Raw genomic sequence first — 25,143 nt, forward strand, 5'->3', positions numbered from 1 at the left:
CCAGACGGGTTCGCTTGCTCGGGAAGGCACCAGCCGGCGGCGTTGCGTCGCACCGGCAGCACGGTTCGAATTTACGAACCGTTAACCCCGATGGATGCGCAGCAGGCGACCCGGTGGATGTGCAGAAGTCGTGGTTGCCGCGTCACCAGGAATGGCCACGCTCAGGGTCATCGACGTGCGCGGCCATGCACATGGGCCGCCATGCCTGGCGGCTACGATCCGCGATCGAGACACTCCGTCGGGTCGAGAGGACATCCGCATGCTTCGCGCAGCGCTTCCGGCGATGATCCTGCTTGTTCTGTCGCCGGCGATGGCCGACGCGGCCGTCTGCCGGGTCGAGAGCGGGGAACGGGTCGTGCCGCTGGTCGAGCTCTACACGTCGGAAGGATGCAGCGACTGTCCGGCGGCCGACGCGTGGCTTGCGGAAGCGGCGCGCCGCGAAGGCGATGCGGCGCACTTCCTGGCGTTCCACGTCGACTACTGGGATTCCATCGGGTGGCCCGACAGGTTCGCGGACAGCCTGTACACGCAAAGACAGAACCTGCGCGTGTCAAGGACCGGATCGAGGGTCGTCTACACGCCGCAGGTGATGATCGGGGATGCGACCCGGGTGCGGTGGCGTGGCGGGCGGTCGGCGGGCGGCGAGGCCGTCCAGCTGCTGGAGAAGCTGCGCGCACGGCGGGCCCCGGTCCGCATGCGCATGACCAGCGACCAGGACGCAGGCGCGGTGCGGGTGACGCTGGAGCTCGAGGGTGCGGATGCTTCCATCGGGGAAGCCTGGGCCTGGGTGGCGGCCTACGAGGACGGGCTGGCCAGCACCATCCTGGCAGGCGAGAACAAGGGGAGGCAGTTGCGCCATGACCGCGTCGTGCGCGCGATGGAAGGTCCGTGGAAGTTCACCGGGGACGCGCTGACGGTCAGGACGCGGCTGGTCCTGCCGGCGGACCTGGAGCCGCGGCAGGCGGGCATCGTCGCCTTCGTCGAGTCGCCGTCGACCGGCGCGCTGCTGCAGTCGCTCGGGACGCCAATGACCGCCTGTGGCGGCGAATGAGGGGCCGGCGCGGTTCGCCGTGGTGCTGCTGTCTCCTCCCCGCTGCTCCCGGTTGCGACATGGGCCGGCGGCGTCAGGGCGCCGCGGCCATGGCGCAGCGCAGGTTCGTTGCGCGGTGCGCGAACCACGCGATGGTCGTGCCGACCAGGAACATGTGCGCGGCGAGGTGCGAAGCGACCATCCATGCGGGCATCGGTGCGGCGGGACCGGCCGCGGACAGCGGCACGACCACGTGGTTCATCGCGACGTAGAGCACGACGCCGTAAAGCGGCCCGTACGCGAAGGGCCGCCTGGCGAGCGCCGGCAGCCTGCGCGCGGCGCACCAGTACGCGGCGGCCATGCAGGTCGCGATGGCGTAGTGCGAAACCAGTCCCAGCAGCGCCGTGTGCATCCCGCCGGCGATGACTGCCTCGCGTCCCACCCAACCGGACGCGATGCTGTGCAGGATGCGGATGGGGGCGACCCCCTTCGCGCCCCACAGCGTGCAGATGTAGACGAGGTCCAGGGTTCCGGCGACGAGCCCGCCGGCCAGGATCGGGCGATGGGAAGAAGGCATGTGCATGGTTGCAGCGTGCGTCCGATGGCCTGGCGCATTGGAAAACGGCACGCGGAAGGCCGGCCAGAGCCTTCCGCGGCGCAGTGGATGGAGCCAATGCGATGCCCGGGGCGATGCCGGATCAGCAGCCCGGCTTCGCCGCGTGCAGGCGAAGAAGCGCCGCGGCGCCTCGTCGCGGTCCCTGTGGCGAGCCGGCGGGAACCCGCGCGAACAGGGCACAGGGAACGCCGATCAGGAACATGTAGGCGAGCATGCACGCAGCCATCCAGGCCTGCGGGCCGAACAACGGGCGGCCCACGAGCGCAGGCAGGATCGCGCCGAACAGCAGGAGGTACATCGCCAGCCCATAGGCGGCGCCGCATGCGACGGCGTGGCGCAGGAGCACGGGGAACCCGCGCGAAAGTCCACGGTAGAGGGCGGCGAGCACGCACATCAACGCGGCATAGAACACGACGCCGAACGCGGCCGACGCCATGCCCATCCCGTAGGCGCGCGCGCCAATTGCCCACTCGGCGACGGCCTGCAGCACGCGCACGGGTGGCACGCCCTCGGCGGCCCACCAGGCGACGGCGAGGGTCAGGTCCAGGGTCGCTGCAAGCAGGCCGCAGGCGACGGCGGGGTGGAGGCCGGGCTGGCGCATGGGTGCGAAGGAACCTGTTGCGGTTGTCTGCATGTTCGTGGATTCGTCGTGGGGGATTGGCCCCATCAGGCCGCAGCCAATTGGTACTATCAAGGGCCAATCGCGCGTAATCGAATGGTGCCAATTCCACCCGCAGGGGACACGCGATGATTCTCGATGGGCACGGGCCGCTGCACGCGCAGCTCACGCGCGCGTTGAGGGCCGGCATCCTGCAGGGCAGGTTCGCGGCCGGCACCCGCCTGCCGCCGACCCGCTGGTTCGCCGAGGAGCTCGGGGTCTCGCGCAACACGGTCCTGGCCGCGTACGAGCAGTTGCGCGCGGAGGGCTTCATCGAGGGACGGGTGGGATCGGGCAGCTATGTCGCACGGCAGCGGTTCGCATCCGCCGACGTGCGTGCCCCGCAGCCGGAGACGGTCGCCGCGCAATCGCGCTACGCGGCGCGTGCCCGCGCGGTGTACGACCCGGACGGAATGCCCGGGCGCGCGGTGGCGGGGATCCGCTACTCGTTCCAGTACGGCGTACCGCTGACCAATCCGCTGCTGACCACGGCGTGGGCGCGCGCGTTGTCGCACGCGGTCGGCTACACGCGGCCCGATTATCCCGGGGTGCGGGGGCTGCCGGAGCTGCGCGCCGCGGTCTGCGACTACCTGGCCCGCCGCCGCGGGATCCACGCCGATCCCGACGACGTGCTTGTGGTCGCGGGTACGCAGCAGGCGCTTTCGCTGACCATGCGGGTGCTGCTCGACCCCGGTGAGGCGGCCGCGATCGAGGATCCGCACTACTTCGCGATCCGGATGGGGCTGGAGATCCACGGCGCGCGGGTCCGCACGGTGCCGGTCGACGCCGAGGGCCTGTGCGTGGACCTGCTGCCCGAACCGGCCCCGAGGCTGGTCTGCGTCACGCCATCGCACCAGTTCCCCAGCGGCGCGGTGATGTCGCTCGCCCGACGCATGGAGCTGCTGGACTATGCCGCGCGCCACGGCAGCTGGATCTTCGAGGACGACTACGACGGCGAGTTCCGCTACGACAGTAGGCCGCTGGCGGCGCTGCGTTCCCTCGACCGGCAGGGCAGGGTGGTCTACGTCGGGACCTTCTCGAAGGCGATCTTCCCCGCGCTGCGCATGGGATACCTGCTGATGCCGCCGGCCCTGCGTCATGATTTCCTGGCCGCGAAATGGGCCGAGGACTTCGGCTCGCCTGCGATCGAGCAGGTGGCGCTGGCCAATTTCATGCGCGACGGCGGTTTCGAGCGCCACCTGCGGCGCAGCGCACGCACCCTGAAGGAGCGGCGCGCGACCCTGATCGCGGGGTTGCGTGCCTGCAGCCGCGGGCGCCTGGAGATCGCCGATGCGCACGCGGGCATGCACCTGGTGGTCTGGCTGCGGGACCGCTCCCGCGCCGACGGCGATGCGTTGATCGAGCTGGCCCGTTCGCGCGGACTCGGCCTGTACCCGATCGCGCCCTACTATGCCGACCCGCCGGACCGCGCCGGCCTGCTGATGGGCTACTGCGGCCTGTCCGTGCGCGAGATCCGCGAGGCCATGTGGCTCTTCGCCGGCTGCCTGGACGAGCTGTTCCCGACGCCCTCAGCGTGAGGCGAGCATGGCGGCCAGCAGCCCGGCGGCGAACCAGGCCAGGTCCCAGGCGGAGGTGCCCAGGCGCACCAGCAGCCAGCCGAATTCCGTGCCCATGCGCAACAGTGATTCCCAGGGCATGAGCCCGAGCGGCCCGCCGATCCATGCGGCGGCGATGCCCCAGCACGCGAGGAGGATGGTGATCGTGGTGGCGAGCACGGCCGCCGCCGCGCGCCCTGCGCCGGGCGGGACCCGCGCCATGCGCAGCACCAGCGCCATGTCCAGCCCGGCGACCACGGCCATGCCGCTGCAGCCGCGGCCCGTCCAGGCGGCCAGCAGCACCCAGGCGGCGGCGAATCCCAGGCAGGACAGCGCGAGCAGCGGGAAGGCGAGCCGGGCGGAGCGGGCGGGGGACGAAGCGGTCATGCGCGACGGCGAAACGGTCAGGTGCGGCAGGATACCCGTTCGGCGCCGGTACAATGGCGGCCCTTGAGCGGCGCGACGCCGCCTCCATCTCAACCCCATGTATTCACGCAGCAGCGAACCGGTGCGCTTCGAGCGCGATTGCGAGGCCGTCCTCGTCCCGCAGGGCGAATCGGTGACCCTGCCCGCAGGCAGCGTCGGCTACATCACCCAGGCGCTGGGCGGCAGCTGGACCGTGTTCGTCGAGGGCAACCTGTTCCGGATCGCCGGCAAGGACGGCGACGCGATCGGCAAGGAGCCGCCGGAGCCGCTGACCCTGCCCGACGGCGCCGACGACGCCGCGGTCGAGCAGCTGGTGTGGAAGCAGCTGCGCACCTGCTTCGATCCCGAGATCCCGATCAACGTGGTGGACCTGGGCCTGATCTACGAGGCCTCGCTGCGCCCGCTCGGCGAGGGCAAGCGCGCGGTCGACGTGAAGATGACCCTGACCGCCCCGGGCTGCGGCATGGGCGAGATCCTGGTCGACGACGTGCGCAACAAGCTGGAGCTGATCCCGACGGTCGTCGAGGCCGACGTCGAACTGGTGTTCGACCCGCCGTGGAACCAGACCATGATGTCCGAGGCCGCGCGCCTCGAAACGGGCATGCTGTAGGGCAGCAGACAGCGGAAGACAATCCGGATTCGTGAAAGGAATCACGATTTCACGTGCAACCAATCGCCGCGCGCCCGTTGCGGCCTGATTTTCCCGTCGTGTAGCGTCGATTCGCGAACCGCGCTGTCAGTTCGCGTTCACGTCGAATGACGCGAGACACAGGGATGTTCCACGCGACAAGACGCCCTCCTGTCCCGTGCCGGCCGGCCCTCCCGCCGCCCAGGCGGCATTTCCTTTTCCAGGGTAGGTATCCGATGTCCAGCATGTCCTTCCGCCGCATGCCCGTGCATGCACTCGCGGCGACCGCGTTCGCGCTGTCGTCGCTGGCCGCGCCGGCGATCGCCGGCCGCGCCGACCTTGGTGGCCTGCAGTCGGCCACGTCCTTCGACCAGTTCATCGTCAGGTACCGGGACGGCGCGCCCGAGCGCACCGATCCGGCGTTGCGCGCGCGCGGGCTCGAGGCCGCCGCGCGCAGCGTCGCCGCAGGCTCCCGTGCGTTGCGTGCGGCAGATGGCTCGGCCGTGTCGTTGCGGCTGACCCACGAGCGCCGGCTGGCGGTGGGCGCGGACGTGGTCCGCGTCGACCGCAAGCTGGGGCGCGCCGATGCCGAGGCCCTGATCCGCCAGCTGGCGGCCGATCCGAACGTGGAGTACGTCGAGGTCGACAAGCTCAACCGGCCGTTCTTCACGCCCAACGATCCGCGCTACGCCGACCAGTGGCACTACTTCGAAGCGACCGGCGGCCTGAACCTGCCGTCGGCCTGGGACAAGTCCACCGGCGCCGGCGTGGTGGTGGCGGTGCTCGACACCGGCATCACCTCGCACAGCGACCTCAACGGCAACCGCCTGCCGGGCTACGACTTCATCTCCAACGCCACCGTGGCCGGCGACGGCAACGGCCGCGACAGCGATCCCAGCGATCCGGGCGACTTCTACGGTGGCTACGCGTCGAGCTGGCACGGCACCCATGTCGCCGGCACCATCGCCGCGCTCACCAACAACGGCGTCGGCGCCGCCGGCGTGGCGTTCAACGCGAAGATCGTGCCGGTGCGCGTGCTCGGGCGCGGCGGCGGCTACGATTCGGACATCATCGATGCGATCACCTGGGCCTCCGGCGGCATCGTCTCCGGCGTGCCCGCCAACGCCAACCCGGCCGAGGTGATCAACCTCAGCCTCGGCGGCGAGGGGCCGTGCTCGACCACGTGGCAGAACGCGATCAACGGCGCGGTGGGCCGCGGCACCACGATCGTGGTCGCCGCCGGCAACGACAACGCGAACGTGTCGGGATACTCGCCGGGCAACTGCGCCAACGTGGTGTCGGTGGCCGCCAACGACCGCCAGGGCAACCGCGCCTGGTATTCCAACTACGGCAACCTGATCGACGTCACCGCGCCGGGCGGCGAGACCTGCGTGCCGAACGCGAGCAACACCGGCTGCAGCTCGACCGCCACGCCCGCGCAGGGCGTGTGGTCGACGCTCAACAGCGGCAGCACGACCCCCGGCAGCGAGTCCTACGCGTCCTACCAGGGCACCTCGATGGCCGCGCCGCACGTGGCCGGCGTGGTCGCGCTGATGCAGGCGGCCGCGCCCAGCCCGCTCACGCCGGCACAGGTCGAGACGATCCTCAAGCAGACCGCGCGGCCGCTGCCCGGCAGCTGCAGCGGCGGCTGCGGCGCGGGCATCGTCGATGCCAATGCCGCGGTGGTCGCGGCGATGGGCGGCTCGGGGCCGGGCAACAACCCGCCCAACGCCGACTTCACCAGCACGGTCAGCGGGCTCACGGTGCAGTTCACAGACACCTCGACCGACAGCGACGGCAGCATCGTCTCGCGCAGCTGGAACTTCGGCGACGGCACCAGTTCCAGCGCCGCCAACCCGTCCAAGACCTACGCTTCGGCCGGCAGCTACAACGTGACGCTCACGGTAACCGACGACGACGGCGCCAGCAGCAGCCGCACGCGCGCGGTGACGGTCGGCGCCGGCGGCGGCGACGTGCTCCAGAACGGCGTGCCGGTGACGGGTCTGTCCGGTGCATCGGGAAGCACGCGCACCTGGACCATCGAAGTCCCGGCCGGGGCGAACAACCTGGTCGTGAAGATCGCGGGCGGCAGCGGCGATGCCGACCTGTACGTGCGCCGCGGCTCGCCGCCGACGACCACCAGCTACGACTGCAGGCCGTACCTCACCGGCAACAACGAGACCTGCACGTTCGCCTCGCCGCAGTCCGGGACCTGGTACGTGATGCTGCGCGGCTACTCGGCGTTCTCCGGGGTGACGCTCACCGCGTCCTACCAGGCCGGGAGCGGCGGCACCCAGACCTATACCAACAGTACCGACTATCCGATCAACGACCATGCGACGGTGGAGAGCCCGATCACCGTGTCCGGGCGCAGCGGCAACGCGCCGTCCAACACCCCGGTGGCGGTGGACATCCGCCACACCTACCGTGCGGACCTGAAGGTCGACCTTGTGGCCCCGGATGGCAGCGTCTACGTGCTGCACAACCGCACCGGCGGCAGCGCCGACAACATCATCGGCACCTACACCGTGAACCTCTCGAGCGAGCCGCGCAACGGCACGTGGCGGCTGCGGGTGAACGACAACTGGTCGGGTGACACCGGCTACATCAACAGCTGGAGCATCACGTTCTGAGTGCGCCTGGCGCCTGCCCGGTCCCGGTTCGCCGGGGCCGGGCGGCGGTACGGCGCACCCGGGAAGGTGCCACCGGCGGCAGGAGACACCATGGGTCCCTCCGGGCGCGGTTGCGGTCCGTTCGCGATGGCGGCGATGCTGGCCACGGCCTGCCTGCTGCTGGCAGGCTGTGCCCACGCCCAGGAGGACACGCCGATGCAGGCACCCGCCGCCGACGCCATCTTGCCGGGCGAGGGACCGTTCCAGCGGTTCATCGTCCGCTACCGCGCCGACAGCGCCGGGGCCGGCGACCCGGCCGCGGCCGCCAGGCGCCTGCAGCGCACCGTGGACGAAGCCGGCCTCGCACCGGCGACGTCGGCGTCGTGGCAACGCCGGCTGGCGGTGGGCGGCGACGTGTTCGTCCTCGACCGGCCCCTCGACCGCGCGGCCGCGCGGCGCCTGGTGGAGGCGTTCCTCGCCGACCCGGAGGTCGAATCGATCGAGGTCGACCGCATGCTCGGGTTCGACCCGCCGGGCAGGCGGCCGATGCGCGAGCGCTGAGGGCGCGCGCCTAGTCGATCGCCTCGAAGCGGTTCGCCTCGACGTTCTTGCGCACCCGCGCCGGGTCCCAGATGCGGCCGTTCATGGCGATGTAGGTGCCCGGGGGCAGCACCTGGACTGCGCCGACGGCGGTACCGATGTTGAACTCCGCGTCCGAACCGCGGAACCGGGCGGGGCTCAGTGCGCCGGTGAGCACGATGGTGCGGTCGGTGAGCGTGGACAGCACCCGCGCCGTCTCGACCATGGTGTCGGTGCCGTGGGTGACCAGCACGTGGCGCGTGGGCTGTGCGGCGATGGCGGCGCGCACGAGTTCGCGGTCCCGGTCGTCAAGGTGCAGCGAATCCTTGCGCAGGATCGGGATGACCCGGAAGCGGAACGCGACGTCCAGTTCCGACAGCAGCCGCCCGATCTGCGGGTCGCCGACCTGGAAGTCGGATTTGTCGTCGAAATAGGTCTTGTCGATGGTCCCGCCGGTGGTGACGATCAGAAGCTCTTCCATCTTGGGTTGACTCCGGATATTGAATGCGCTCAGCGCCCGCGGGCGAAGCGCGCGCGCACGCCGGGCCAGGTGGCGGCGAACACGAGCGCGACCGACAGCGCCGTGGCGGCGAGGGCGAAGCCGCGCTCGCCCGGTTCGGACCATGCGGTCATCACCCCGTGGCAGAACAGCAGCAGCCCCAGCACGGCGGCCCAGAACGGCGCCCTGGCACCGCCGGCGGTGACGGCCGCGAGCATCAGCGCGATCGGCAGCACGAACACCAGCAGGGCGGCGAGGAAATGGTCGTCGCCGGCGAACCACGCCAGGTACAGCACCGCCAGCGCAGCCAGCAGCGCGCACGGCACGGTGCGGTGCGAACGCGCCGGCATCAGCCCAGCCTCGCGGCCAGGGTGGCGATGCGCCGGCCCAGCGCACGAGCCAGCACGGCCTCGTCCTCGCTTGGCTCGGGATCGTCGCCGGTGCCGGCGACGTGGCTGGCGCCGTACGGCGTGCCGCCGCTGCGGGTGGTGGCCAGCCGCGGCTCGGTGAACGGGATGCCGGCGATCACGCAGCCGTGGTGCAGCAGCGGCAGCATCATGCTCAGCAGGGTCGATTCCTGGCCGCCGTGCATGCTGGTGGTCGAGGTGAACACGCCGGCGGGCTTGCCGACCAGGGTGCCGCTGGCCCATTCGGCGCCGAGTCCGTCGACGAAGTGCTTGAGCGGCGCGGCCATGTTGCCGAAGCGGGTCGGGCTGCCCAGGACGAGGCCGGCGCATTCGTCCAGGTCCGCGCGCTCCACGTAGGGCGCGCCCGACTCCGGTACCGGCGGCTCGGCGACCCGGGTGACCGGCGCCACCGGCGGCACGGTGCGCAGGCGCGCCGCCATGCCCGGCACCTCGCCGACCCCGCGTGCGACCTGGCGCGCGAGCCGCGCCACCGAACCGTTGCGGCTGTAATACAGGACCAGGATGTCGGGCATGCTGCCTCCGTCGGCCGGGGCGCCATTCTGACAGGCTTTGTGGCGCGGCTCACCGCGCCGGGCATTTGCTACGCTGCCCGGATGCAGCCGCTGGCGACGCTGAACCTGTGGATGGAGCGGATCCGCGACCGGGAGCGGGCCGGCACCTTCGCCCGCTTCCTCGCCCGCCGCTTCCTCGACGACCGCCTGTTCCAGGCCGCCGCGGCGCTGGCCTACACCACGATCTTCGCCCTGGTGCCGTTGGCGATCGTGGTGCTGGGCGTGTTGTCGGCGTTCCCGGTGTTCGGCGAATGGCGCGACCAGCTCACCGAGTACATCTTCTCCAACTTCGTCCCCAGCGCAGCCGCCACGGTGAAGGAAACCCTGCTGCGCCTGGTGGGCGACGCGACCACGATCACCGTGGCCGGCGCGATCGGCCTGATCGCCTCGCTGCTGATCACCCTGAACAGCATCGAAGGCACGTTCAACCAGATCTGGCGCGTGCCGGCCTCGCGCCCGCGGCTGGGGCGGTTCCTGGTGTACTGGACCGTGCTCACCCTCGGCGCGATGCTGGCCGCCGCCTCGCTGGCGCTGTCGGCGTGGCTGTTCGCGCTGCCGGTCTTCTCCACGAGCGAGGGCAGGGCGCTGTCGGGGTTCGCGTTGCGGGCGGCGCCGGTGCTGATCGAACTGCTGCTGATCACCGCGCTGTACCGCGTGGTGCCGCACCGCACGGTGGCGCTGCGCCACGCCTTGGCCGGTGCGGTGATCGCCACGGTGCTGCTCGAGATCGTGAAGTGGGGCCTGGGCGTGTACCTGGGCACCTTCACGACCTACCAGCGCATCTACGGCGCACTGGCCGCGCTGCCCATCCTGATGATCTGGATCTACCTGGGCTGGGTGTCGGTGCTGCTGGGTGCCTCGTTCGCCTCCGCGGTGTCGGCGTTCCGCTACCAGCCGGCGGCGATGCGGCTGCCCGAGGGCTACGAGCTGTACGGGCTGCTGCGCCTGCTCGGGCGCTTCGTGCAGTCGCGGCGACAAGGGCGCGGGCTGCACACCGAGGAGATCCTCGACATCGAGCCGATGCTCACCGATTCGCAGCTCAAGTGCTTCCTCGCCCAGCTGGCCGGAATCGACCTGCTCAAGCGCGCCGAGGACGGCCAGTGGCTGCTCGCGCGCGACCTCGATACGCTCACGCTCGCCGACCTGTACGAGGCGTGCAGGTTGCGGATCCCGGTCTCGGAGGCATGGCTGCCGTGCCGGGACGATCCGCTCGGCGCCGATGCCGTGGCTGCGCTCGACGAACTCCGCCTGCCGCTGCGCGACCTGCTCCGGCGCAACGTGTCCAACCTCTACCCCCGCTCAGGTGAACCCGCATGAACCCCAGGATCCCCGCAGTCCTTCTCGTCCTCCTGCTGCTGGCCGGGTGCCGGCAGGCGACCGCGCCGGCGGACGAGCCGGCCGCCGATGGCGATGCGGGCGCGCCCGCGGTGGCCGTCCCCGCCGACGAGGCCGGGGCGCCGGACGCGGAGGAGCCGGTGCGCCCGGATACCCCGGCCCTGCAGGTGACGACCGTCGATGGCGGCGAATACGACCTCGCCCAGCATCGCGGCCAGTGGGTGGTGGTGAACTTCTGGGCGACCTGGTGCTCGCCGTGCCTGAAGGAGATGCCCGAGCTTTCCGCCCTGCACACGATGCGCGAGCACATCAGCGTGGTCGGCCTGGCCTACGAGGAGATCGACGTGCCGGCGATGCGGTCGTTCCTCGCCGAGCGTCCGGTGGCCTACCCGATCGCGATCATCGACGTCTACGACCCGCCGGCCGACTTCGACACCCCGCGCGGGCTGCCGATGACCTACCTGATCGCCCCCGACGGGAAGGTGGCGCGGCAGTTCCTCGGCCCGGTCACGGCGAAGGACATCGAGACCGCGATCGCCGGCAGTGGCGGTCCCTCGCTCGAATCGCTGTCGAGCCTGCCGGGGCCGGGGGAGGCGTGATGAAGGCGGCGCTGTTCCGGGTCGACGGCCGGGTGCAGGGGGTCGGTTTCCGCGCCGCCACCCGGGCGCAGGCGCTGGCGCTGGGGCTGCGCGGCCATGTGCGCAATCTCGTCGACGGCGGGGTGGAGGTGCTGGCGGTCGGCGGTGATGCCGCGATCGAGGCGCTGGCGCAGTGGCTGGAGGACGGCCCGCCGGCGGCGCGCGTGCAGCACCTGGCGCGCACCGACCTGCCGCAGGCGCCGGACGTGCCCCAGGGTTTCGTGATCGCCGGCGACTAGCGCCGGCGACGCGGACGCGCACCCGGCGTCAGGGCGTCGTGGCCGACGGGTCGGCTCCGCCCTCGTACAGCCGGCGCGCGCGCTCGGCGTGGTCGTGTTCCAGCGGCGGCGGCCGGACCTCGGCCGCGACCACCTGGTCCTGCCAGCCCGGCAGCCTGCGCACGCCCTTGGCCACTGCGCCCAGGCCCCGGTTGACCGCCATCTGCACGTAGCCGCCGCGCATGCCGACCTCCTCCAGGCTCGGCGACTCGTCCCAGCGCCGCGAGAACACGGTGCCCCCGACCTCGACCGGATTCCGGAACGCGAACGGGTCGGCCGGCGGACGCGGCGCGACGACGCGAACCGGCGCCAGTTCGACCTCGCCCCCGGACCCGTCGGACCGGTCGCGTGCGTCTGCCGGAGGTTGGCGGGCGCCGGCGGCCGACGGGGCGATGCAGCCGGAGGACACGGCCACGGCGGCCAGCATTGCCGCCGCCCGGCGCCGGCCTCGCGTCAAGGGCATCCGCGACGGCGTGGAGATCGGATCATCCCGGCGTGCCCTCGTGTCATCGGTCGCGCGCATGGTGCCGGGCGGGGCGTGCGGGGTGGACGCCGCGACAACGGGGTCAACGGGATTCGTTCAGGCGCGGGCGCAGGGTAGCCAGGTTGCAGGGGCGCGTGCGCGCGTCGAGCTGGGCGCGGATGATCCGTTCCCACGCGGTGCGGCAGGCCGAGGTCGAGCCGGGCAGCGCGAACAGGAAGGTGCCGTTGGCCAGGCCGGCGAATGCGCGCGACTGCAATGCGGACGTGCCGATCTCCTCGAACGACAGCGCGCGGAACAACTCTCCGAATCCCGGCATGACCTTGTCCAGCAGCGGCAGCAGCGCCTCGGGGGTGGAGTCGCGCCCGGTGAAGCCGGTGCCGCCGGTGACCAGGATGCCGTCGACCGCCGGGTCGGCGATCCACTTCGACACCAGCGCGCGCATCGCGTAGCGGTCGTCCGGCAGCAGCGCGCGCTCGGCCAGGCGGTGGCCGTCGGCCTGCAGCGCGGAGCACAGGTAGTCGCCCGAGCCGTCCTCGGCCAGGGTGCGCGAGTCCGAGACGGTCAGCACGCAGAGGGTGAGCGGGATCGGGGCGTCGGCGGCGGTCATGGCCGGAGCGTACCGCAGTCGCGCGGCCGGCGTGGCGTCATGCCTGGCGCAGGGCCAGCGAATACCACTGGGTCGCGTCCTCGCGCCAGCCGGCGGCGCGGTAGGTGGCGCGCGCGGCCTCGTTGTCGCGCGCGGTCTCGAGCTGGATCCAGGCGGCGCCGTCCTCGCGGGCGAAGTCCGCGGCCGCGTCGAGCAGTCGCCGGGCCACGCCCCGGCGGCGCATCTGCGGCAGCACGAACAGGTCGTTGAGGATCCAGATCCGCGCCAGCCGCACCGATGAAAACATCGGATACAGCTGGGCGAAGCCGGCCGCCTTGCCGTCCAGGCGCGCCAGCAGCGCCCGCGACTCGCCGAAGCGCAGGCGCTGGCGCAGCCAGTCGCGGGAGGCCGCAGGGTCGGAGGGCTGGCCGTAGAACTGGCGGTAGGCGTCGAACAGCGCCGCGAGCGCGTCGAGGTCTGCCGGCTGGACGTGGTCGATGGTGACGGCCATGGTCAGGATTCCTGGGTGAGCCGGGCCAGCGCATCGGCCTGGTGTTCGCGCGAGAGGCGGTCGACGAGCGGGTCGATGTTGCCCTCGAGCACGTTGGGCAGGTCGTACAGGGTGAGTCCTTCCACGCGGTGGTCGGTGATCCGCCCCTGCGGGTAGTTGTAGGTGCGGATGCGCTGGCTGCGGTCGCCGCTGCCGACCTGCAGCTTGCGGCTGGCCGCGGTCGCGGCGGCGCGGCGCTCGGCCTCCATCCCGGCGATGGTGGCGCGCAGGCGCTTCATCGCCTTGTCGCGGTTGGCGTGCTGGCTGCGCTCGGTCTGCGACTCGACCACGATGCCGGTGGGCAGGTGGGTGATGCGCACCGCCGAATCGGTCTTGTTGACGTGCTGGCCGCCGGCGCCGGAGGAGCGGAAGGTGTCGATCCGCAGGTCGGCCGGGTTGATCTCCACCGGCTCGCCGTCGTCCTCGATCGGGATGATCGCGACCGTCGCGGCGGAGGTGTGGATCCGGCCCTGCGATTCGGTCTCGGGCACGCGCTGCACCCGGTGGGTGCCGGATTCGAACTTGAGCCGCGCGTAGGCGCCTTCGCCCTCGACCCGGGCGATGACCTCGCGGAAGCCGCCGTGCTCGCCCGGGTTGGCCGACTCGATCTCCACCCGCCAGCCCTGGCGCTCTGCGTAGCGGGTGTACATGCGCAGCAGGTCGCCGGCGAAGATCGCGGCCTCGTCGCCGCCGGTGCCGGCGCGGATCTCCAGGTACAGGCCGCCGTCGTCGCGCGCGTCGCGCGGCACCAGCAGCGCCATCAGCTGCTCCTCAAGCGCGTCGAGGCGGGCCTGGGCGGCGGCGATCTCCTCCTCGGCCAGGTCGCGCAGCTCGGGGTCGTTGCGCATCTCCCGCGCGGCCTCGAGGTCGGCGCGGGCGCGGGCCTGGTCGGCCATCGCGGTCGCCAGCGGCTGGAGCCGGGAGAACTCGCGCGAGAGCGCGCGGAAGCGTTCCTGGTCGCCCGCCACCGCCGGGTCGGCGAGCAGGCGTTCGAGTTCGTCGCGGCGTTCGGCCAGCGCCTCCAGCTTACGGCGCAGGGTCGGCAGCATCGTCGCGGTTCTGGAGCGGTGGCAGCAGCGGCTCGAATGCGCGCAGCAGGTCCAGGTTGCCCTGCGCGGCGGCGTCGCGCAGGACGGCGGTGGGCACGTGCAGCAGGCGGTTGGACAGGGCGTGGGCGAGCTGGTCCACGACCGCCGCCGGATCGAGCCCGTGCGCCAGCTGCTGGTGCGCGCGCGACACCAGTTCGGCGCGGGTCGCGTCGCCGTGCGCGCGCAGCCGCTTGAGCGGCTCGTTGCGCGCGCCCAGCGCCAGCGCCTGGGCGTAGCGCGCGACCTGCAGGTCGACGATCGTCTCGGCTTCCTGCGCGGCGTCGCCGCGGCTGCGGCGGTTCTGCTCGACGACGCGGTCGAGGTCGTCGACGGTGTAGAGGAACGCATCCTCCAGCGCCGCGACCTCGGGTTCGATGTCGCGCGGCACCGCGAGGTCGAGCAGCATCATCGGCCTGCGCTTGCGCAGCGACAGCGCCTGTTCGACCCGGGCACGGGTGAGGACCGGGGTCTGGCTGGCGGTGGCGGAGAACACCACGTCGGCCATGAACAGGTGGTGCTCGAGTTCCTCCAGCGGCAGTGCCACCCCGCCGTGGCGCTCGGCCAGCTCCTGGGCGTGGCGGTAGGTGCGGTTGGCGACCAGCAGCCGCTTCACCCGCGCCTGGGCGAGGTGGCGGGCGACCAGTTCAATGGTCTCGCCGGCGCCGATCAGCAGCGCCACCGAGTCGTCGGGGCGCGCGAACGATTCCTGCGCCAGGCGCACGGCCAGCGAGGCGACCGACACCGGGCTCGAGCCGATCCGGGTCTCGGTGCGCACGCGCTTGGCGGTCACGAAGGCGTGCTGGAACAGGCGGTCGAGTTCGTTGCCGAGGGTCCCGGACTCGCGCGCCATCGACCAGGCCTGCTTGACCTGGCCCAGGATCTGCGGCTCGCCCAGCACCATCGAATCCAGGCCGCAGGCGACGCGGAACAGGTGCCGCGCCGCGCCTTCGCCCGCGTGCCGGTACAGGTAGGCGTGCAGGTCGTCGCCGCCGCCCGGTTGCGACGCCAGCCATCCGGCCAGCGCCGCGTCGTCGTCGGCGCAAGCGTAGAGCTCGGTGCGGTTGCACGTCGACAGCAGCGCCACCTCGCGCACCCCCGGCAGCGCGCGCAGGCCGGCCAGCGCGGCGGGCACGTCGCGTTCGGCGAACGCGACCTGCTCGCGCAGGGCGACCGGGGCGGTCTGGTGGTTGATGCCGAGGGCGTACAGGGTCATGCGCTTTGGCTGGCGGCCCGTACGGAGTGACCGTTCAGGCGCTTGCGATAAGCTTCCGGTTCGAGTGCTCCATTCTAAGGTCCGGCCGACGTCGATGCCCGTTTTCCCGAATCCCGTGCGCCGGTTCCTGCCGCGCGCGGCCCTGCTGGGCTGCCTCTGGCTGGCCTGGCTGGCGCCGGCGCAGGCCGACGATCGGCTGCGTGAAGACGTGCTGGGCGCGACCATGGCCGGCGAGTTCGCGCTCCAGGCCGGACGCCTCGACGAGGCCGCCGGCTGGTACCTGGACGCGGCCCGCGCGGCCGGTCCGGACGATGCCGGGCTGGCCGAACGCGCCACCCGGATCGCCCTGCTGGGCAAGGACGACCGCACCGCGGCCGCGGCCCTGGACCTCTGGCGCGAGCGCGCCCCGGCGTCGCTGGCGATGCGCGCGGCCGAGGCCACCCTGGCCCTGCGCACCGGCCGCAGCCGCCGCGCGCTGCGCCACCTGCGCGCGCTGATGGCCGACCCGGACCCGGCCGGCTGGCGGCACGCTCTCTCGGTGGTCGCGACCGGCCCGCGGGATCCGGCCGTCTCGGCCAAGGTCATGCGCGCGCTGTTTGACGAGGACGCCGTGCCGGGCACCCTGCAGGCCTGGCTGGCCTTTGGCGATCTGGCCCAGCGCCTGGACGAGGAGCAGCTGACCCGGCGGGTGATCGCCCGCATCGTCGAACGCTTCCCCGGCGAGCCGCGGGTGGCGCTGCTGCGGGCTTCGCAATTGCGCGAGGCCGGCGATCTGGAGGGCGCGCGAGCCGCGCTGGCCGAGGCCGGCGCCGTGGTCGAGGTCCTGCCCGAACTGCGCCTGGCGCTGGCCGCGGAGTACGACGCCATCGGCGACCCGGCGACCGCCGAGCAGCTCCTGGCGAGGGGGCCGCAGGACCGCCACGTGCAGGCAGTGCGGGCCTCGCTGCTGGCCAAGGCCGAAGACCGGGAGTCGCTGCGGGCCCTGTACGAGGAATTGCGGCGCGGAGCCTCCAATCCCGACCCGGGCTACCGCCTGCTGCTCGGCCAGGTGGCCGAGTTCCTCGACCTGCATGCCGAGGCGCTGGAGTGGTACGAGAGCGTGGCCGGCGGCGACGCGCGGCTGCAGGCGCGCTTGCAGGCCTCGCGCGTGCTGCACGAGCTGGACCGGCGCGAAGAGGCGTACGCGGCCCTGCGGCGGATGCAGGTGGATGGCTCGATCAACGAGGAGGCGCGCCGCGCCGCCTACCTGGTCGAGGGCGAACTGCGCGCGCGCGACGGCGACCTGGAGGCCGAGAACGAGGTCTACGCCCGCGCCCTGGCCGACTGGCCGGACGAGCCTTCGCTGCTGTATGCCCGCGCCCTGATGTGGGAGCGGCACGACGACATCGCGCGCGCCGAGGCCGACCTGCGCAAGATCCTTGTCGCCGATCCGGAGAACGTGGCCGCGCTCAACGCCCTGGGCTACACCCTTGCCGACCGCACCGATCGCTACCGCGAGGCGCTGGAGCTGATCGACCGGGCGCGCGTCGCCGAGCCCGGCAATGCCGCGATCATCGACAGCTACGGCTGGGTGCTGTACCGCCTCGGCCGCCATGAGGAAGCGCTGTCGGAACTGCGTCGTGCCTACACCCTGCAGAAGGACGCCGAGATCGCGGCGCACATCGGCGAGGTGCTGTGGGTGCTGGGGCGGCGCGACGAGGCGCAGCGCTACTTCGACGACGCGCGCCGGCTCGATCCCGACAACCGCGCGCTGCGGCGCGCGCTGGAGAAGCTCGGCGCATGAACCGCTTCCGCCTCCCCGCCGCGGCGCTGGCCGCGGCACTGCTGCTCGCCGGTTGCGCCACGCCGCCGGTGCGCGCGCCGGTGCAGGTCGATCCGATGGTGGCCGGGCGCGCCGATGCCGAGCGCGCCTCGCTGCAGTCCTGGCGCCTGGCCGGGCGGGTGGCGATCTCCGGTGGACGCCAGGGCGGCAGCGGACGGCTGGACTGGGCGCAGGCGGGCGGCCGCTACGACGTCACGCTGTCGGCGCCGGTGACCCGGCAGGGGTGGCGGCTGAGCGGGGACGCCCGGCACGCACGGCTCGAGGGCGTCGAGGGCGGGCCGCGCGAGGGCGCGGACGTCGAAGCGCTGCTGTTCGAGGCCACCGGCTGGGACATCCCGGTCCGGGCCCTGGTGGCCTGGGTCCGGGGCGTGGCGGCGCCCGAGGCGATGCACGGGCCGGCGCGGGTGGACTACGGCGCGGACGCGCTCCCGGTCCGGCTGGAACAGGCGGGCTGGACGATCGGTTATGGCGAGTGGTTCGCCGCCGGCATCGGGCAGCCGCCGCTGCCGCGCCGGATCGAGGCCACGCGCGGCGATGCGCGGGTGCGCCTGGTGGTGGATGGCTGGACCGTGCTGCCGGGCGGCCCGTCGGGCGATCCGCCCGGACCCGCCGGCGCGGGCGACGACGGGGGCTGAGCGGTGGCGCGGCTGGACCCCGTCGACGGCTGGACCCGCTGGCCGGCGCCGGCCAAGCTCAACCTGTTCCTGCGCATCCCCCGGCGCCGGCCCGACGGCTACCACGAGCTGCAGACGGTGTTCCGGATGCTGGCCTGGGGCGACACGGTCCGGATCCGGCTGCGCGGGGACGGCGCCATCCGCCGCGTCGGCCCTTCCGCGGCCGGCGTGGACGAAGACGCAGACCTCCTGGTCCGCGCCGCCAGATTGCTGCAATCGGAGGCGAACGTCGGCCTTGGTGCCGATATCTCCGTCGAAAAGCGCATTCCGGCGGGCGCCGGCTTCGGCGGCGGCTCGTCCGATGCGGCTACCGTGCTGCGGGCTCTCGACCGGCTCTGGGGCCTGGGCCTGGGCGAGGACCGGCTGGCCGCGCTGGGCCTGGCGCTGGGCGCCGACGTGCCCGTGTTCGTGCGCGGCCGCAATGCCTGGGCCGAAGGGGTGGGCGAGCGGCTGACCCCGCTCGATCTCCCCGACGCCTGGTACGTGCTCGCCGACCCGGGCGTCCACGCGCGCACCGCCGACCTGTTCCAGGCCCCTGAATTGACGCGAAATGCCGCGCCCGCGACAATAGCCGACTTCGTTTCGGGAGCGTGGCTCGGCAATGCGTTCGAGCCGGTGCTGCGCCGCCGCGAGCCCGCCGTCGAAGCGGCGTTCGCGGTGCTGGCGCGGATCGGCCGGCCGCAGCTTACCGGGTCGGGCAGCGGCTGCTTCGTGGAGTTCGCCAATGGCGACTCCGCCGTCGCCGCGTTGCCGCGGCTGTCGCCGGGCCTGCGGGCCTGGGTGGCGGCAGGCGCGCGGCGGTCCCCGTTGCTGGATGCGCTCGAAGGACTGGACGTGGCGGGAGTGTGGTGAATTCGCAATGACCGGTGGCTGGTGGCTGGAGGTTCGCGCGGCGAGCGCCCAGCCACGAACAACCGGTCGCCTCTGCAGGGGCGTCGCCAAGTGGTTAAGGCACCGGGTTTTGATCCCGGCATGCGTAGGTTCGAATCCTTCCGCCCCTGCCATTCCAGCCCCTGGCGCGGGCTGGCGATGGCGGACCGCAACCTGTCACGCAACAACCCACACCACCGCACGGTCGGGGCGGAGCAGTAGGACATGAAAGAAGACCGGAACCTGCTGATCTTCTCGGGCAACGCGAACCGGCCGCTGGCGCAGGCCGTGTGCCGCGAGCTCGGGGTGCGGCCGGGCAAGGCGCTGGTCTCGACGTTCTCCGACGGCGAGGTCCAGGTCGAGATCGAGGAGAACGTGCGCCGCCAGGACGTGTTCGTCCTGCAGCCGACCAACGCGCCCTCGGCCGAGCACCTGATGGAACTGCTGGCGCTGATCGACGCGCTCAAGCGCGCCTCGGCCAGCTCGGTGACCGCGGTGGTGCCGTACTTCGGCTACGCGCGCCAGGACCGGCGCATGCGTTCGTCGCGGGTGCCGATCACCGCCAAGCTGGTCGCGAAGATGTTCAGCGCCGCCGGCGCCGACGGCATGCTCACCGTCGACCTGCACGCGGACCAGATCCAGGGCTTCTTCGACATCCCGGTCGACAACGTTTACGCCTCGCCGCTGCTGCTCGCCGACATCTGGCGCGTGCACGGCACCGACAACGTGATCGTGGTGTCGCCGGACGTGGGCGGCGTGGTCCGCGCCCGGGCCCTGGCCAAGCGCCTGGACGACGCCGACCTGGCGATCATCGACAAGCGCCGCCCCAAGGCCAACGTGGCCACGGTGATGAACATCATCGGCGACGTGGCCGGCAAGACCTGCGTGCTGGTCGACGACATCGTCGACACCGCGGGCACGCTGTGCGCCGCCGCCGGTGCGCTCAAGGCCAACGGTGCGCAGAAGGTCGTGGCCTACTGCACCCATCCGGTGCTGTCGGGCGCGGCGATCGACAACATCACCCGTTCGCAGCTCGACGAACTGGTGGTCACCGACACCATCCCGCTGTCGGAAGCGGCCCGCGCCTGCGACCGCATCCGCCAGCTCAGCGTCGCCGAGATGCTGGCCGAGACGATCCGCCGGATCGCCTTCGGAGAATCCGTCAGCTCGCTTTACGTGGACTGACGCCGCCGCTCACCTGGTCGCGGGTGAGCGATCCCCACCGCCGCGAGGCGGATTTACCTGCAGAAGAAGAGAAGCAAACATGGCAACGACGCACGAAATCAAGGTCGAGCGCCGTACGGACGAAGGGAAGGGTGCGAGCCGCCGCCTTCGCCGCAGCGGCAAGATCCCGGCCATCGTCTACGGTGGCGAGCTCGCCCCGGTCAACATCCAGCTCGACCACGAGCCGGTGTGGCTGGCGAGCCAGCACGAGTGGTTCTACTCGTCGATCCTGGACCTGAGCCTCAACGGCGACATCCAGAAGGTGCTGCTGCGCGACATCCAGCGCCATCCGTACAAGCAGCTGATCATGCACCTGGACTTCCAGCGCGTGAACGAGAAGGAGACGCTGCGCACGTCGGTGCCGCTGCACTTCGTCAACGAGGACAAGTCGCCGGCCGGCAAGTCGGCCGAGGTCGTGGTCACCCACGAGCTCAAGGAGATCACGGTCGAGTGCCTGCCATCCGACCTCCCGGAGGTGATCGAGGTCGACCTGTCCGAGCTGAAGGTCGGCGACATCGTCTACCTGTCGGACCTGAAGCTGCCCAAGGGCGTCGAGATCCCGCAGCTGAAGCTGGGCAAGGACCACGACGACGCCGTGGTGACCGCCAAGCTCGGCCGCGCGGAGCCGGCGGCGGACGCCGAAGCGGGCGAGGACGAGGCCGACAAGGCCGAGTGATCCGGATTGCCGGATGGAGCGCGTCCCGCGCCGATGGCGCGGGGCACACGCGCCTCGGGAAGGCGGGGGCCGCGCAGGCCTCCGCCGCCTGACGGCGGTTCGCTCCGTCCGCCCGGACCCGACCGATGGAAGGACTGCGGCTCATCGTCGGCCTCGGCAACCCGGGGCAGGAATACGCACGGACCCGGCACAACGCCGGGTTCCGTTTCGTGGACGCGCTCGCCGCGCGGGCCAACGGGCGCTTCGGCGCCGAGGGCAAGCTGTTCGGCGAGACCGCGAAGGTGGAGGTCGCCGGGCGCAACGTCTGGCTGCTCAAGCCCTCGACCTTCATGAACCTCAGCGGCAAGTCCGTGCTCGCGGCCCTGCGCTACTGGAAGATCGAGCCCGAACAGGCCCTGCTCGCTCACGACGAGCTGGACCTGCCCCCGGGCGCGGCGCGGCTGAAGTTCGACGGCGGCCACGGCGGCCAGAACGGCCTGCGCGACGTGATGCGGCTGCTCGGCCACGGGCGCTTCCACCGCCTGCGGATCGGTATCGGCCACCCCGGCCACAAGGACCGGGTCACCCCCTGGGTGCTCGGCCGGCCCGGCAGCGGCGACGACATCCTGATCGACCGCGCGATCGACGACGCCATCGACGTCCTCCCGCTCGCCGTCCAGGGCGACTTCAACGAGGCGATGAAGCGCCTGCACACCAGCAAGGCCTGATTCGTGGTTGGTGACTGGCGATCCGGCACCCGGGTCGCCAGTCACGAACCACCAGTCACGGAACCCCCGGAACATGGGCATCCAATGCGGCATCGTCGGCCTGCCGAACGTGGGCAAGTCGACGCTCTTCAATGCACTGACCAAGGCGGGCATCGCCGCGGCCAACTTCCCGTTCTGCACCATCGAGCCGAACGTGGGCGTGGTCCCCGTGCCCGACCCGCGGCTGGCCGAGCTGGCGGAGATCGTCAAGCCCGAGCGGGTCGTGCCGACCGTGGTCGAGTTCGTCGACATCGCCGGCCTGGTCGCCGGCGCGGCCAGCGGCGAGGGCCTGGGCAACAAGTTCCTGGCCCACATCCGCGAGGTCGACGCGATCGCCCACGTGGTGCGCTGCTTCGAGCACCCGGACGTGATCCACGTGGCCAACCGGGTCGATCCGGTCGCCGACATCGACACCATCGACACCGAGCTGGCCCTGGCCGACCTGGAGACCGTGGACAAGGCCATCGCCCGCTACGAGCGGGTGGCCAAGAGCGGCGACAAGGACGCCAGGGCGCGGCTCGAGGTCCTGGCCCGGCTACGCGCGGCGCTGGACGAGGGCAAGCCGGCCCGTTCGGTGCCGCTGTCGGACGAGGAGCGGGTGCTGGTGCGCGAGCTGTTCCTGCTGACCATGAAGCCGGTGCTGTACATCGCCAACGTGCTCGAGGACGGGTTCCGGGACAACCCGCACCTGGACGCGGTCCGCGCCCGCGCCGCGACCGAGGGCGCCGAGGTTGTGCCGGTGTCGGCCGCGATCGAGGAGGAGCTGAGCCAGCTCGACGACGCCGACCGCGACGAGATGCTGGCCGGCTACGGCCTCGACGAGCCCGGCCTGAACCGGGTGATCCGGGCGGCCTACCGGCTCCTGGGCCTGCAGACCTACTTCACCGCCGGGGTCAAGGAGGTCCGCGCCTGGACGGTGAAGGCCGGGTCCACCGCGCCCCAGGCCGCAGGGGTGATCCACAGCGACTTCGAGAAGGGCTTCATCCGCGCCGAGACCATCTCCTACGAGGACTTCGTCCGCTATCGTGGCGAGGCCGGGGCGCGCGAGGCCGGCCGGCTGCGCCTGGAGGGCAAGGACTACCGGGTGCAGGAGGGCGACGTCCTGCATTTCCGCTTCAACGTCTGACCGGAGGGGCCCGGATGGAACCGGATGCGATCGCCATGGATGCGGGGAGGGACGGGTTGCGCGGGCGGGCGCTGGCCTGGGTCGAGTCGATCCCGGTCCAGCGGTTCGTGGTCGGGGTGATCGTGGCCAATGCGGTCATCCTGGGCATGGAGACCTCCCCGGCGCTGCGGGACGCGGCCGGCGGCTGGCTGGCCGTGCTCGACCAGGTCTGCCTGGCGGTGTTCGTGGTCGAGCTGACGCTGAAGCTGTGGGGCCGCGGCCCGCGCTTCTTCCGCAGCGGCTGGAACGTGTTCGACCTGGTGGTGGTCGGGATCGCGCTGGTGCCGGCCTCCGGGCCGTTCGCCGTGCTGCGCGTGCTCAGGGTGCTGCGGGTGCTGCGGCTGGCCTCGATGATGCCCAGGCTGCGCTTCGTGGTGGAGGCGCTGCTGCGGGCGATCCCGGGCATCGGCGCGATCGCCGCGCTGATGCTGATCCTGTTCTACGTCGCCGCGGTGGTGGCCACCGGCATGTTCGGCGAACGCTTCCCGCACTGGTTCGGCAGCCTCGGCGCCTCGCTCTACACCCTGTTCCAGGTCATGACCCTGGACAGCTGGTCGTCCGGGCTGGTGCGCCCGGTGATGGAGGCCTACCCCTGGGCCTGGGTGTTCTTCGTGCCCTTCATCCTGCTCGCCACCTTCACCATGTTGAACCTGTTCGTCGCCATGATCGTCAACACGATGCAGGCGCTTCAGGAGCAGGGCCGGGTCGCCGCGGGCGGGCGGGGGGACGGTGCCCCGGCGCCGTCTCCGGGCGCCGCCGCGGGCGGCGCGGACCCGGTGCTGGCCGGGCTCAGGGACGAAATCCGGCTGCTGCGGACCGAGCTGGAACGGCTGCGCCGGTCGGCCGGCGCAGCGGGCGAAAATCCGCGTTGACAGTTCTTCGCGGCATGGTCAAAATAACGGGCTGTTTCACGGGTTTGCGCGTACGACGGAGGGATACCCAAGCGGCCAACGGGGGCAGACTGTAAATCTGCTGGCTTACGCCTTCGGTGGTTCGAATCCACCTCCCTCCACCAAGTCGGCCCAGCGCAGGCTCGAGGTTTTCCGCACGGCGCGGGAGTAGTTCAATGGTAGAACCTCAGCCTTCCAAGCTGATGGTGCGGGTTCGATTCCCGTCTCCCGCTCCATTGCCCTGCTGCAGTTCCCGCGCCAGGTTCCAACAAATCACGCTCACGTAGCTCAGTCGGTAGAGCACCTCCTTGGTAAGGAGGAGGTCGATGGTTCGATTCCATTCGTGAGCACCATACAAGGCGGGCCCCACCCCGCAGCGACCCGGCCGCCCCCGCGGCCGGGTTTCCACACCAGCAGAAACTACAACGTCAGCGAGAGTCACAGTCATGGCAAAGGGTAAGTTCGAGCGCACCAAGCCCCACGTGAACGTGGGCACGATCGGCCACGTGGACCACGGCAAGACGACGCTGACGGCGGCGCTGACGAAGGTCGGTGCGGAGCGTTTCGGTGGCGAGTTCCACGCCTACGACGCGATCGACAAGGCGCCGGAGGAGAAGGCGCGCGGGATCACGATCTCGACCTCGCACGTGGAGTACGAGAGCCCGACGCGTCACTACGCGCACGTGGACTGCCCGGGCCACGCGGACTACGTGAAGAACATGATCACGGGTGCGGCGCAGATGGACGGCGCGATCCTGGTGGTGTCGGCGGCGGACGGCCCGATGCCGCAGACGCGCGAGCACATCCTGCTGGCCCGCCAGGTGGGCGTGCCGTACATCGTGGTGTTCCTGAACAAGGCGGACATGGTGGACGACGCGGAGCTGCTGGAGCTGGTGGAGATGGAAGTCCGCGAGCTGCTGAGCAAGTACGAGTTCCCGGGCGACGACACCCCGATCATCAAGGGGTCGGCGCTCAAGGCGCTGGAAGGCGACCAGTCGGAGATCGGGGTGCCGGCGATCATCCAGCTGGTGGAGGCGCTGGACAGCTGGATCCCGGAGCCGCAGCGCGACGTGGACAAGCCGTTCCTGATGCCGGTCGAGGACGTGTTCTCGATCTCGGGCCGCGGCACGGTGGTGACCGGNCGCATCGAGCGCGGCGTGATCAAGGTGGGCGACGAGATCGAGATCGTCGGTATCCGTCCGACCCAGAAGACCACGGTCACGGGCGTGGAGATGTTCCGCAAGCTGCTGGACCAGGGCCAGGCGGGCGACAACGCGGGCCTGCTGCTGCGCGGCACCAAGCGTGACGAGGTGGAGCGCGG

The 25,143-nt window shown here is 71.7% G+C and carries 28 protein-coding genes and 4 tRNA genes; 21 read left to right on the plus strand and 11 right to left on the minus strand.

Annotated elements, in window-relative coordinates; all coding sequences use genetic code 11:
* Window positions 1-151: 151 nt before the first annotated feature.
* Window positions 152-1,051 carry a DUF1223 domain-containing protein gene (locus LUTJ29_RS17555; protein WP_186441948.1) on the plus strand — a complete coding sequence of 300 codons (900 nt, stop codon included), beginning with the start codon at window positions 152-154 and terminating at the stop codon, window positions 1,049-1,051.
* Window positions 1,052-1,124: 73 nt separating this feature from the next.
* On the opposite strand, the gene LUTJ29_RS17560 is transcribed toward LUTJ29_RS17555, so the two are convergent.
* Both LUTJ29_RS17560 and LUTJ29_RS18210 read right to left on the minus strand, forming a co-directional pair.
* A complete protein-coding gene (locus LUTJ29_RS17560; protein ID WP_051323030.1) occupies window positions 1,125-1,613 on the minus strand; it encodes a hypothetical protein in 489 nt (162 codons plus the stop codon).
* 115 nt (window positions 1,614-1,728) lie between these two features.
* Window positions 1,729-2,280 carry a hypothetical protein gene (locus LUTJ29_RS18210; RefSeq protein ID WP_144774264.1) on the minus strand — a complete coding sequence of 184 codons (552 nt, stop codon included), beginning with the start codon at window positions 2,278-2,280 and terminating at the stop codon, window positions 1,729-1,731.
* A gap of 113 nt (window positions 2,281-2,393) precedes the next feature.
* On the opposite strand from LUTJ29_RS18210, the gene LUTJ29_RS0113750 reads away from it, so the two are divergent.
* Window positions 2,394-3,842 (plus strand): PLP-dependent aminotransferase family protein, encoded by a 1,449-nt coding sequence (locus LUTJ29_RS0113750; protein ID WP_027073022.1) that lies wholly within the window; start codon window positions 2,394-2,396, stop codon window positions 3,840-3,842.
* Here LUTJ29_RS0113750 and LUTJ29_RS0113755 read toward each other — a convergent pair.
* Entirely contained in the window at window positions 3,834-4,247 is a 414-nt protein-coding gene (locus tag LUTJ29_RS0113755; RefSeq protein WP_043741506.1) for a hypothetical protein, read from the minus strand. The two genes, LUTJ29_RS0113750 and LUTJ29_RS0113755, sit on opposite strands and share 9 nt — an antisense overlap.
* 97 nt (window positions 4,248-4,344) lie before the next feature.
* On the opposite strand from LUTJ29_RS0113755, the gene sufT reads away from it, so the two are divergent.
* From sufT to LUTJ29_RS0113770, 3 genes are all read left to right on the plus strand, one after another.
* Window positions 4,345-4,896, plus strand: coding sequence for a putative Fe-S cluster assembly protein SufT (gene sufT, locus LUTJ29_RS0113760; protein WP_027073024.1), 552 nt, complete (start codon window positions 4,345-4,347; stop codon window positions 4,894-4,896).
* A 263-nt stretch (window positions 4,897-5,159) separates the two neighbouring features.
* Window positions 5,160-7,547, plus strand: a complete 2,388-nt coding sequence (locus LUTJ29_RS18870) for a S8 family serine peptidase (protein WP_051323038.1) — start codon at window positions 5,160-5,162, stop codon at window positions 7,545-7,547.
* 90 nt (window positions 7,548-7,637) lie between these two features.
* The gene (locus tag LUTJ29_RS0113770) at window positions 7,638-8,087 is read left to right on the plus strand and encodes a hypothetical protein (RefSeq protein ID WP_144774597.1); all 450 of its coding nucleotides are present in this window, start codon (window positions 7,638-7,640) and stop codon (window positions 8,085-8,087) included.
* A gap of 10 nt (window positions 8,088-8,097) precedes the next feature.
* Here the strand turns inward: LUTJ29_RS0113770 and LUTJ29_RS0113775 are convergent, their stop codons facing one another.
* The 3 genes from LUTJ29_RS0113775 to wrbA are packed head-to-tail and all read right to left on the minus strand — an operon-like array spanning window position 8,098 to window position 9,544.
* The gene (locus LUTJ29_RS0113775; protein ID WP_027073026.1) at window positions 8,098-8,586 is read right to left on the minus strand and encodes an asparaginase domain-containing protein; all 489 of its coding nucleotides are present in this window, start codon (window positions 8,584-8,586) and stop codon (window positions 8,098-8,100) included.
* A gap of 29 nt (window positions 8,587-8,615) precedes the next feature.
* Window positions 8,616-8,954 (minus strand): DUF2069 domain-containing protein, encoded by a 339-nt coding sequence (locus LUTJ29_RS0113780; RefSeq protein WP_027073027.1) that lies wholly within the window; start codon window positions 8,952-8,954, stop codon window positions 8,616-8,618.
* Window positions 8,954-9,544, minus strand: coding sequence for an NAD(P)H:quinone oxidoreductase (wrbA, locus tag LUTJ29_RS0113785; RefSeq protein ID WP_027073028.1), 591 nt, complete (start codon window positions 9,542-9,544; stop codon window positions 8,954-8,956). Before wrbA ends, LUTJ29_RS0113780 begins: the two co-directional genes overlap by 1 nt.
* An 81-nt stretch (window positions 9,545-9,625) precedes the next feature.
* On the opposite strand from wrbA, the gene LUTJ29_RS0113790 reads away from it, so the two are divergent.
* The 3 genes from LUTJ29_RS0113790 to LUTJ29_RS0113800 are packed head-to-tail and all read left to right on the plus strand — an operon-like array spanning window position 9,626 to window position 11,795.
* Window positions 9,626-10,900, plus strand: coding sequence for a YihY family inner membrane protein (locus LUTJ29_RS0113790; protein ID WP_027073029.1), 1,275 nt, complete (start codon window positions 9,626-9,628; stop codon window positions 10,898-10,900).
* On the plus strand, window positions 10,897-11,517 hold the full coding sequence (locus tag LUTJ29_RS17575; RefSeq protein ID WP_051323032.1) for a TlpA disulfide reductase family protein: 621 nt from the start codon (window positions 10,897-10,899) through the stop codon (window positions 11,515-11,517). Before LUTJ29_RS0113790 ends, LUTJ29_RS17575 begins: the two co-directional genes overlap by 4 nt.
* Window positions 11,517-11,795, plus strand: coding sequence for an acylphosphatase (locus LUTJ29_RS0113800; RefSeq protein ID WP_027073030.1), 279 nt, complete (start codon window positions 11,517-11,519; stop codon window positions 11,793-11,795). The genes LUTJ29_RS17575 and LUTJ29_RS0113800 overlap by 1 nt, the downstream gene beginning before the upstream one ends.
* A 28-nt stretch (window positions 11,796-11,823) precedes the next feature.
* On the opposite strand, the gene LUTJ29_RS17580 is transcribed toward LUTJ29_RS0113800, so the two are convergent.
* The 5 genes from LUTJ29_RS17580 to hemA form a co-directional block, all read right to left on the minus strand.
* Window positions 11,824-12,249, minus strand: coding sequence for a hypothetical protein (locus LUTJ29_RS17580; RefSeq protein ID WP_144774598.1), 426 nt, complete (start codon window positions 12,247-12,249; stop codon window positions 11,824-11,826).
* A gap of 151 nt (window positions 12,250-12,400) precedes the next feature.
* Window positions 12,401-12,925, minus strand: a complete 525-nt coding sequence (gene moaB, locus LUTJ29_RS0113810; protein ID WP_027073031.1) for a molybdenum cofactor biosynthesis protein B — start codon at window positions 12,923-12,925, stop codon at window positions 12,401-12,403.
* Window positions 12,926-12,962: 37 nt separating this feature from the next.
* Window positions 12,963-13,415, minus strand: coding sequence for a GNAT family N-acetyltransferase (locus LUTJ29_RS0113815; RefSeq protein ID WP_027073032.1), 453 nt, complete (start codon window positions 13,413-13,415; stop codon window positions 12,963-12,965).
* A 2-nt stretch (window positions 13,416-13,417) separates the two neighbouring features.
* Entirely contained in the window at window positions 13,418-14,503 is a 1,086-nt protein-coding gene (prfA, locus tag LUTJ29_RS0113820) for a peptide chain release factor 1 (RefSeq protein WP_027073033.1), read from the minus strand.
* Window positions 14,481-15,755, minus strand: a complete 1,275-nt coding sequence (gene hemA / locus LUTJ29_RS0113825; protein ID WP_027073034.1) for a glutamyl-tRNA reductase — start codon at window positions 15,753-15,755, stop codon at window positions 14,481-14,483. The genes prfA and hemA overlap by 23 nt, the downstream gene beginning before the upstream one ends.
* Before the next feature lie 94 nt (window positions 15,756-15,849).
* Here hemA and LUTJ29_RS17585 point away from each other — a divergent pair, with 94 nt between their 5' ends.
* From LUTJ29_RS17585 to tuf, 13 genes are all read left to right on the plus strand, one after another.
* Window positions 15,850-17,538 carry a tetratricopeptide repeat protein gene (locus LUTJ29_RS17585; RefSeq protein WP_084524890.1) on the plus strand — a complete coding sequence of 563 codons (1,689 nt, stop codon included), beginning with the start codon at window positions 15,850-15,852 and terminating at the stop codon, window positions 17,536-17,538.
* Complete coding sequence (gene lolB, locus LUTJ29_RS17590; RefSeq protein WP_051323035.1) at window positions 17,535-18,212, plus strand: lipoprotein insertase outer membrane protein LolB; 678 nt, start codon at window positions 17,535-17,537, stop codon at window positions 18,210-18,212. Before LUTJ29_RS17585 ends, lolB begins: the two co-directional genes overlap by 4 nt.
* A gap of 12 nt (window positions 18,213-18,224) precedes the next feature.
* Window positions 18,225-19,103, plus strand: a complete 879-nt coding sequence (gene ispE, locus LUTJ29_RS0113840; protein ID WP_027073035.1) for a 4-(cytidine 5'-diphospho)-2-C-methyl-D-erythritol kinase — start codon at window positions 18,225-18,227, stop codon at window positions 19,101-19,103.
* A 76-nt stretch (window positions 19,104-19,179) separates the two neighbouring features.
* A tRNA-Gln gene (locus LUTJ29_RS0113845) sits at window positions 19,180-19,255 on the plus strand.
* Window positions 19,256-19,346: 91 nt separating this feature from the next.
* Window positions 19,347-20,306, plus strand: coding sequence for a ribose-phosphate diphosphokinase (locus LUTJ29_RS0113850; protein ID WP_027073036.1), 960 nt, complete (start codon window positions 19,347-19,349; stop codon window positions 20,304-20,306).
* Between the two features lie 79 nt (window positions 20,307-20,385).
* Window positions 20,386-21,021: a 50S ribosomal protein L25/general stress protein Ctc gene (locus LUTJ29_RS0113855; protein ID WP_027073037.1), complete on the plus strand. Its 636-nt coding sequence runs from the start codon at window positions 20,386-20,388 to the stop codon at window positions 21,019-21,021.
* A gap of 125 nt (window positions 21,022-21,146) precedes the next feature.
* The gene (gene pth, locus LUTJ29_RS0113860) at window positions 21,147-21,728 is read left to right on the plus strand and encodes an aminoacyl-tRNA hydrolase (protein WP_027073038.1); all 582 of its coding nucleotides are present in this window, start codon (window positions 21,147-21,149) and stop codon (window positions 21,726-21,728) included.
* A gap of 73 nt (window positions 21,729-21,801) precedes the next feature.
* Complete coding sequence (ychF, locus tag LUTJ29_RS0113865) at window positions 21,802-22,893, plus strand: redox-regulated ATPase YchF (protein ID WP_027073039.1); 1,092 nt, start codon at window positions 21,802-21,804, stop codon at window positions 22,891-22,893.
* Between the two features lie 35 nt (window positions 22,894-22,928).
* Window positions 22,929-23,804 (plus strand): ion transporter, encoded by an 876-nt coding sequence (locus tag LUTJ29_RS17595; protein ID WP_051323039.1) that lies wholly within the window; start codon window positions 22,929-22,931, stop codon window positions 23,802-23,804.
* Between the two features lie 57 nt (window positions 23,805-23,861).
* A tRNA-Tyr gene (locus LUTJ29_RS0113875) sits at window positions 23,862-23,947 on the plus strand.
* Between the two features lie 37 nt (window positions 23,948-23,984).
* Window positions 23,985-24,058 (plus strand) — tRNA-Gly (locus LUTJ29_RS0113880).
* 41 nt (window positions 24,059-24,099) lie between these two features.
* Window positions 24,100-24,175 (plus strand) — tRNA-Thr (locus LUTJ29_RS0113885).
* A gap of 93 nt (window positions 24,176-24,268) precedes the next feature.
* Window positions 24,269-25,143, plus strand: an 875-nt coding sequence (tuf, locus tag LUTJ29_RS0113890) for an elongation factor Tu (protein ID WP_027073040.1), incomplete at its 3' end; no start/stop codon positions are given.

It is taken from the genome of Luteimonas sp. J29 (assembly GCF_000472505.1).
Classification (GTDB): domain Bacteria; phylum Pseudomonadota; class Gammaproteobacteria; order Xanthomonadales; family Xanthomonadaceae; genus Luteimonas.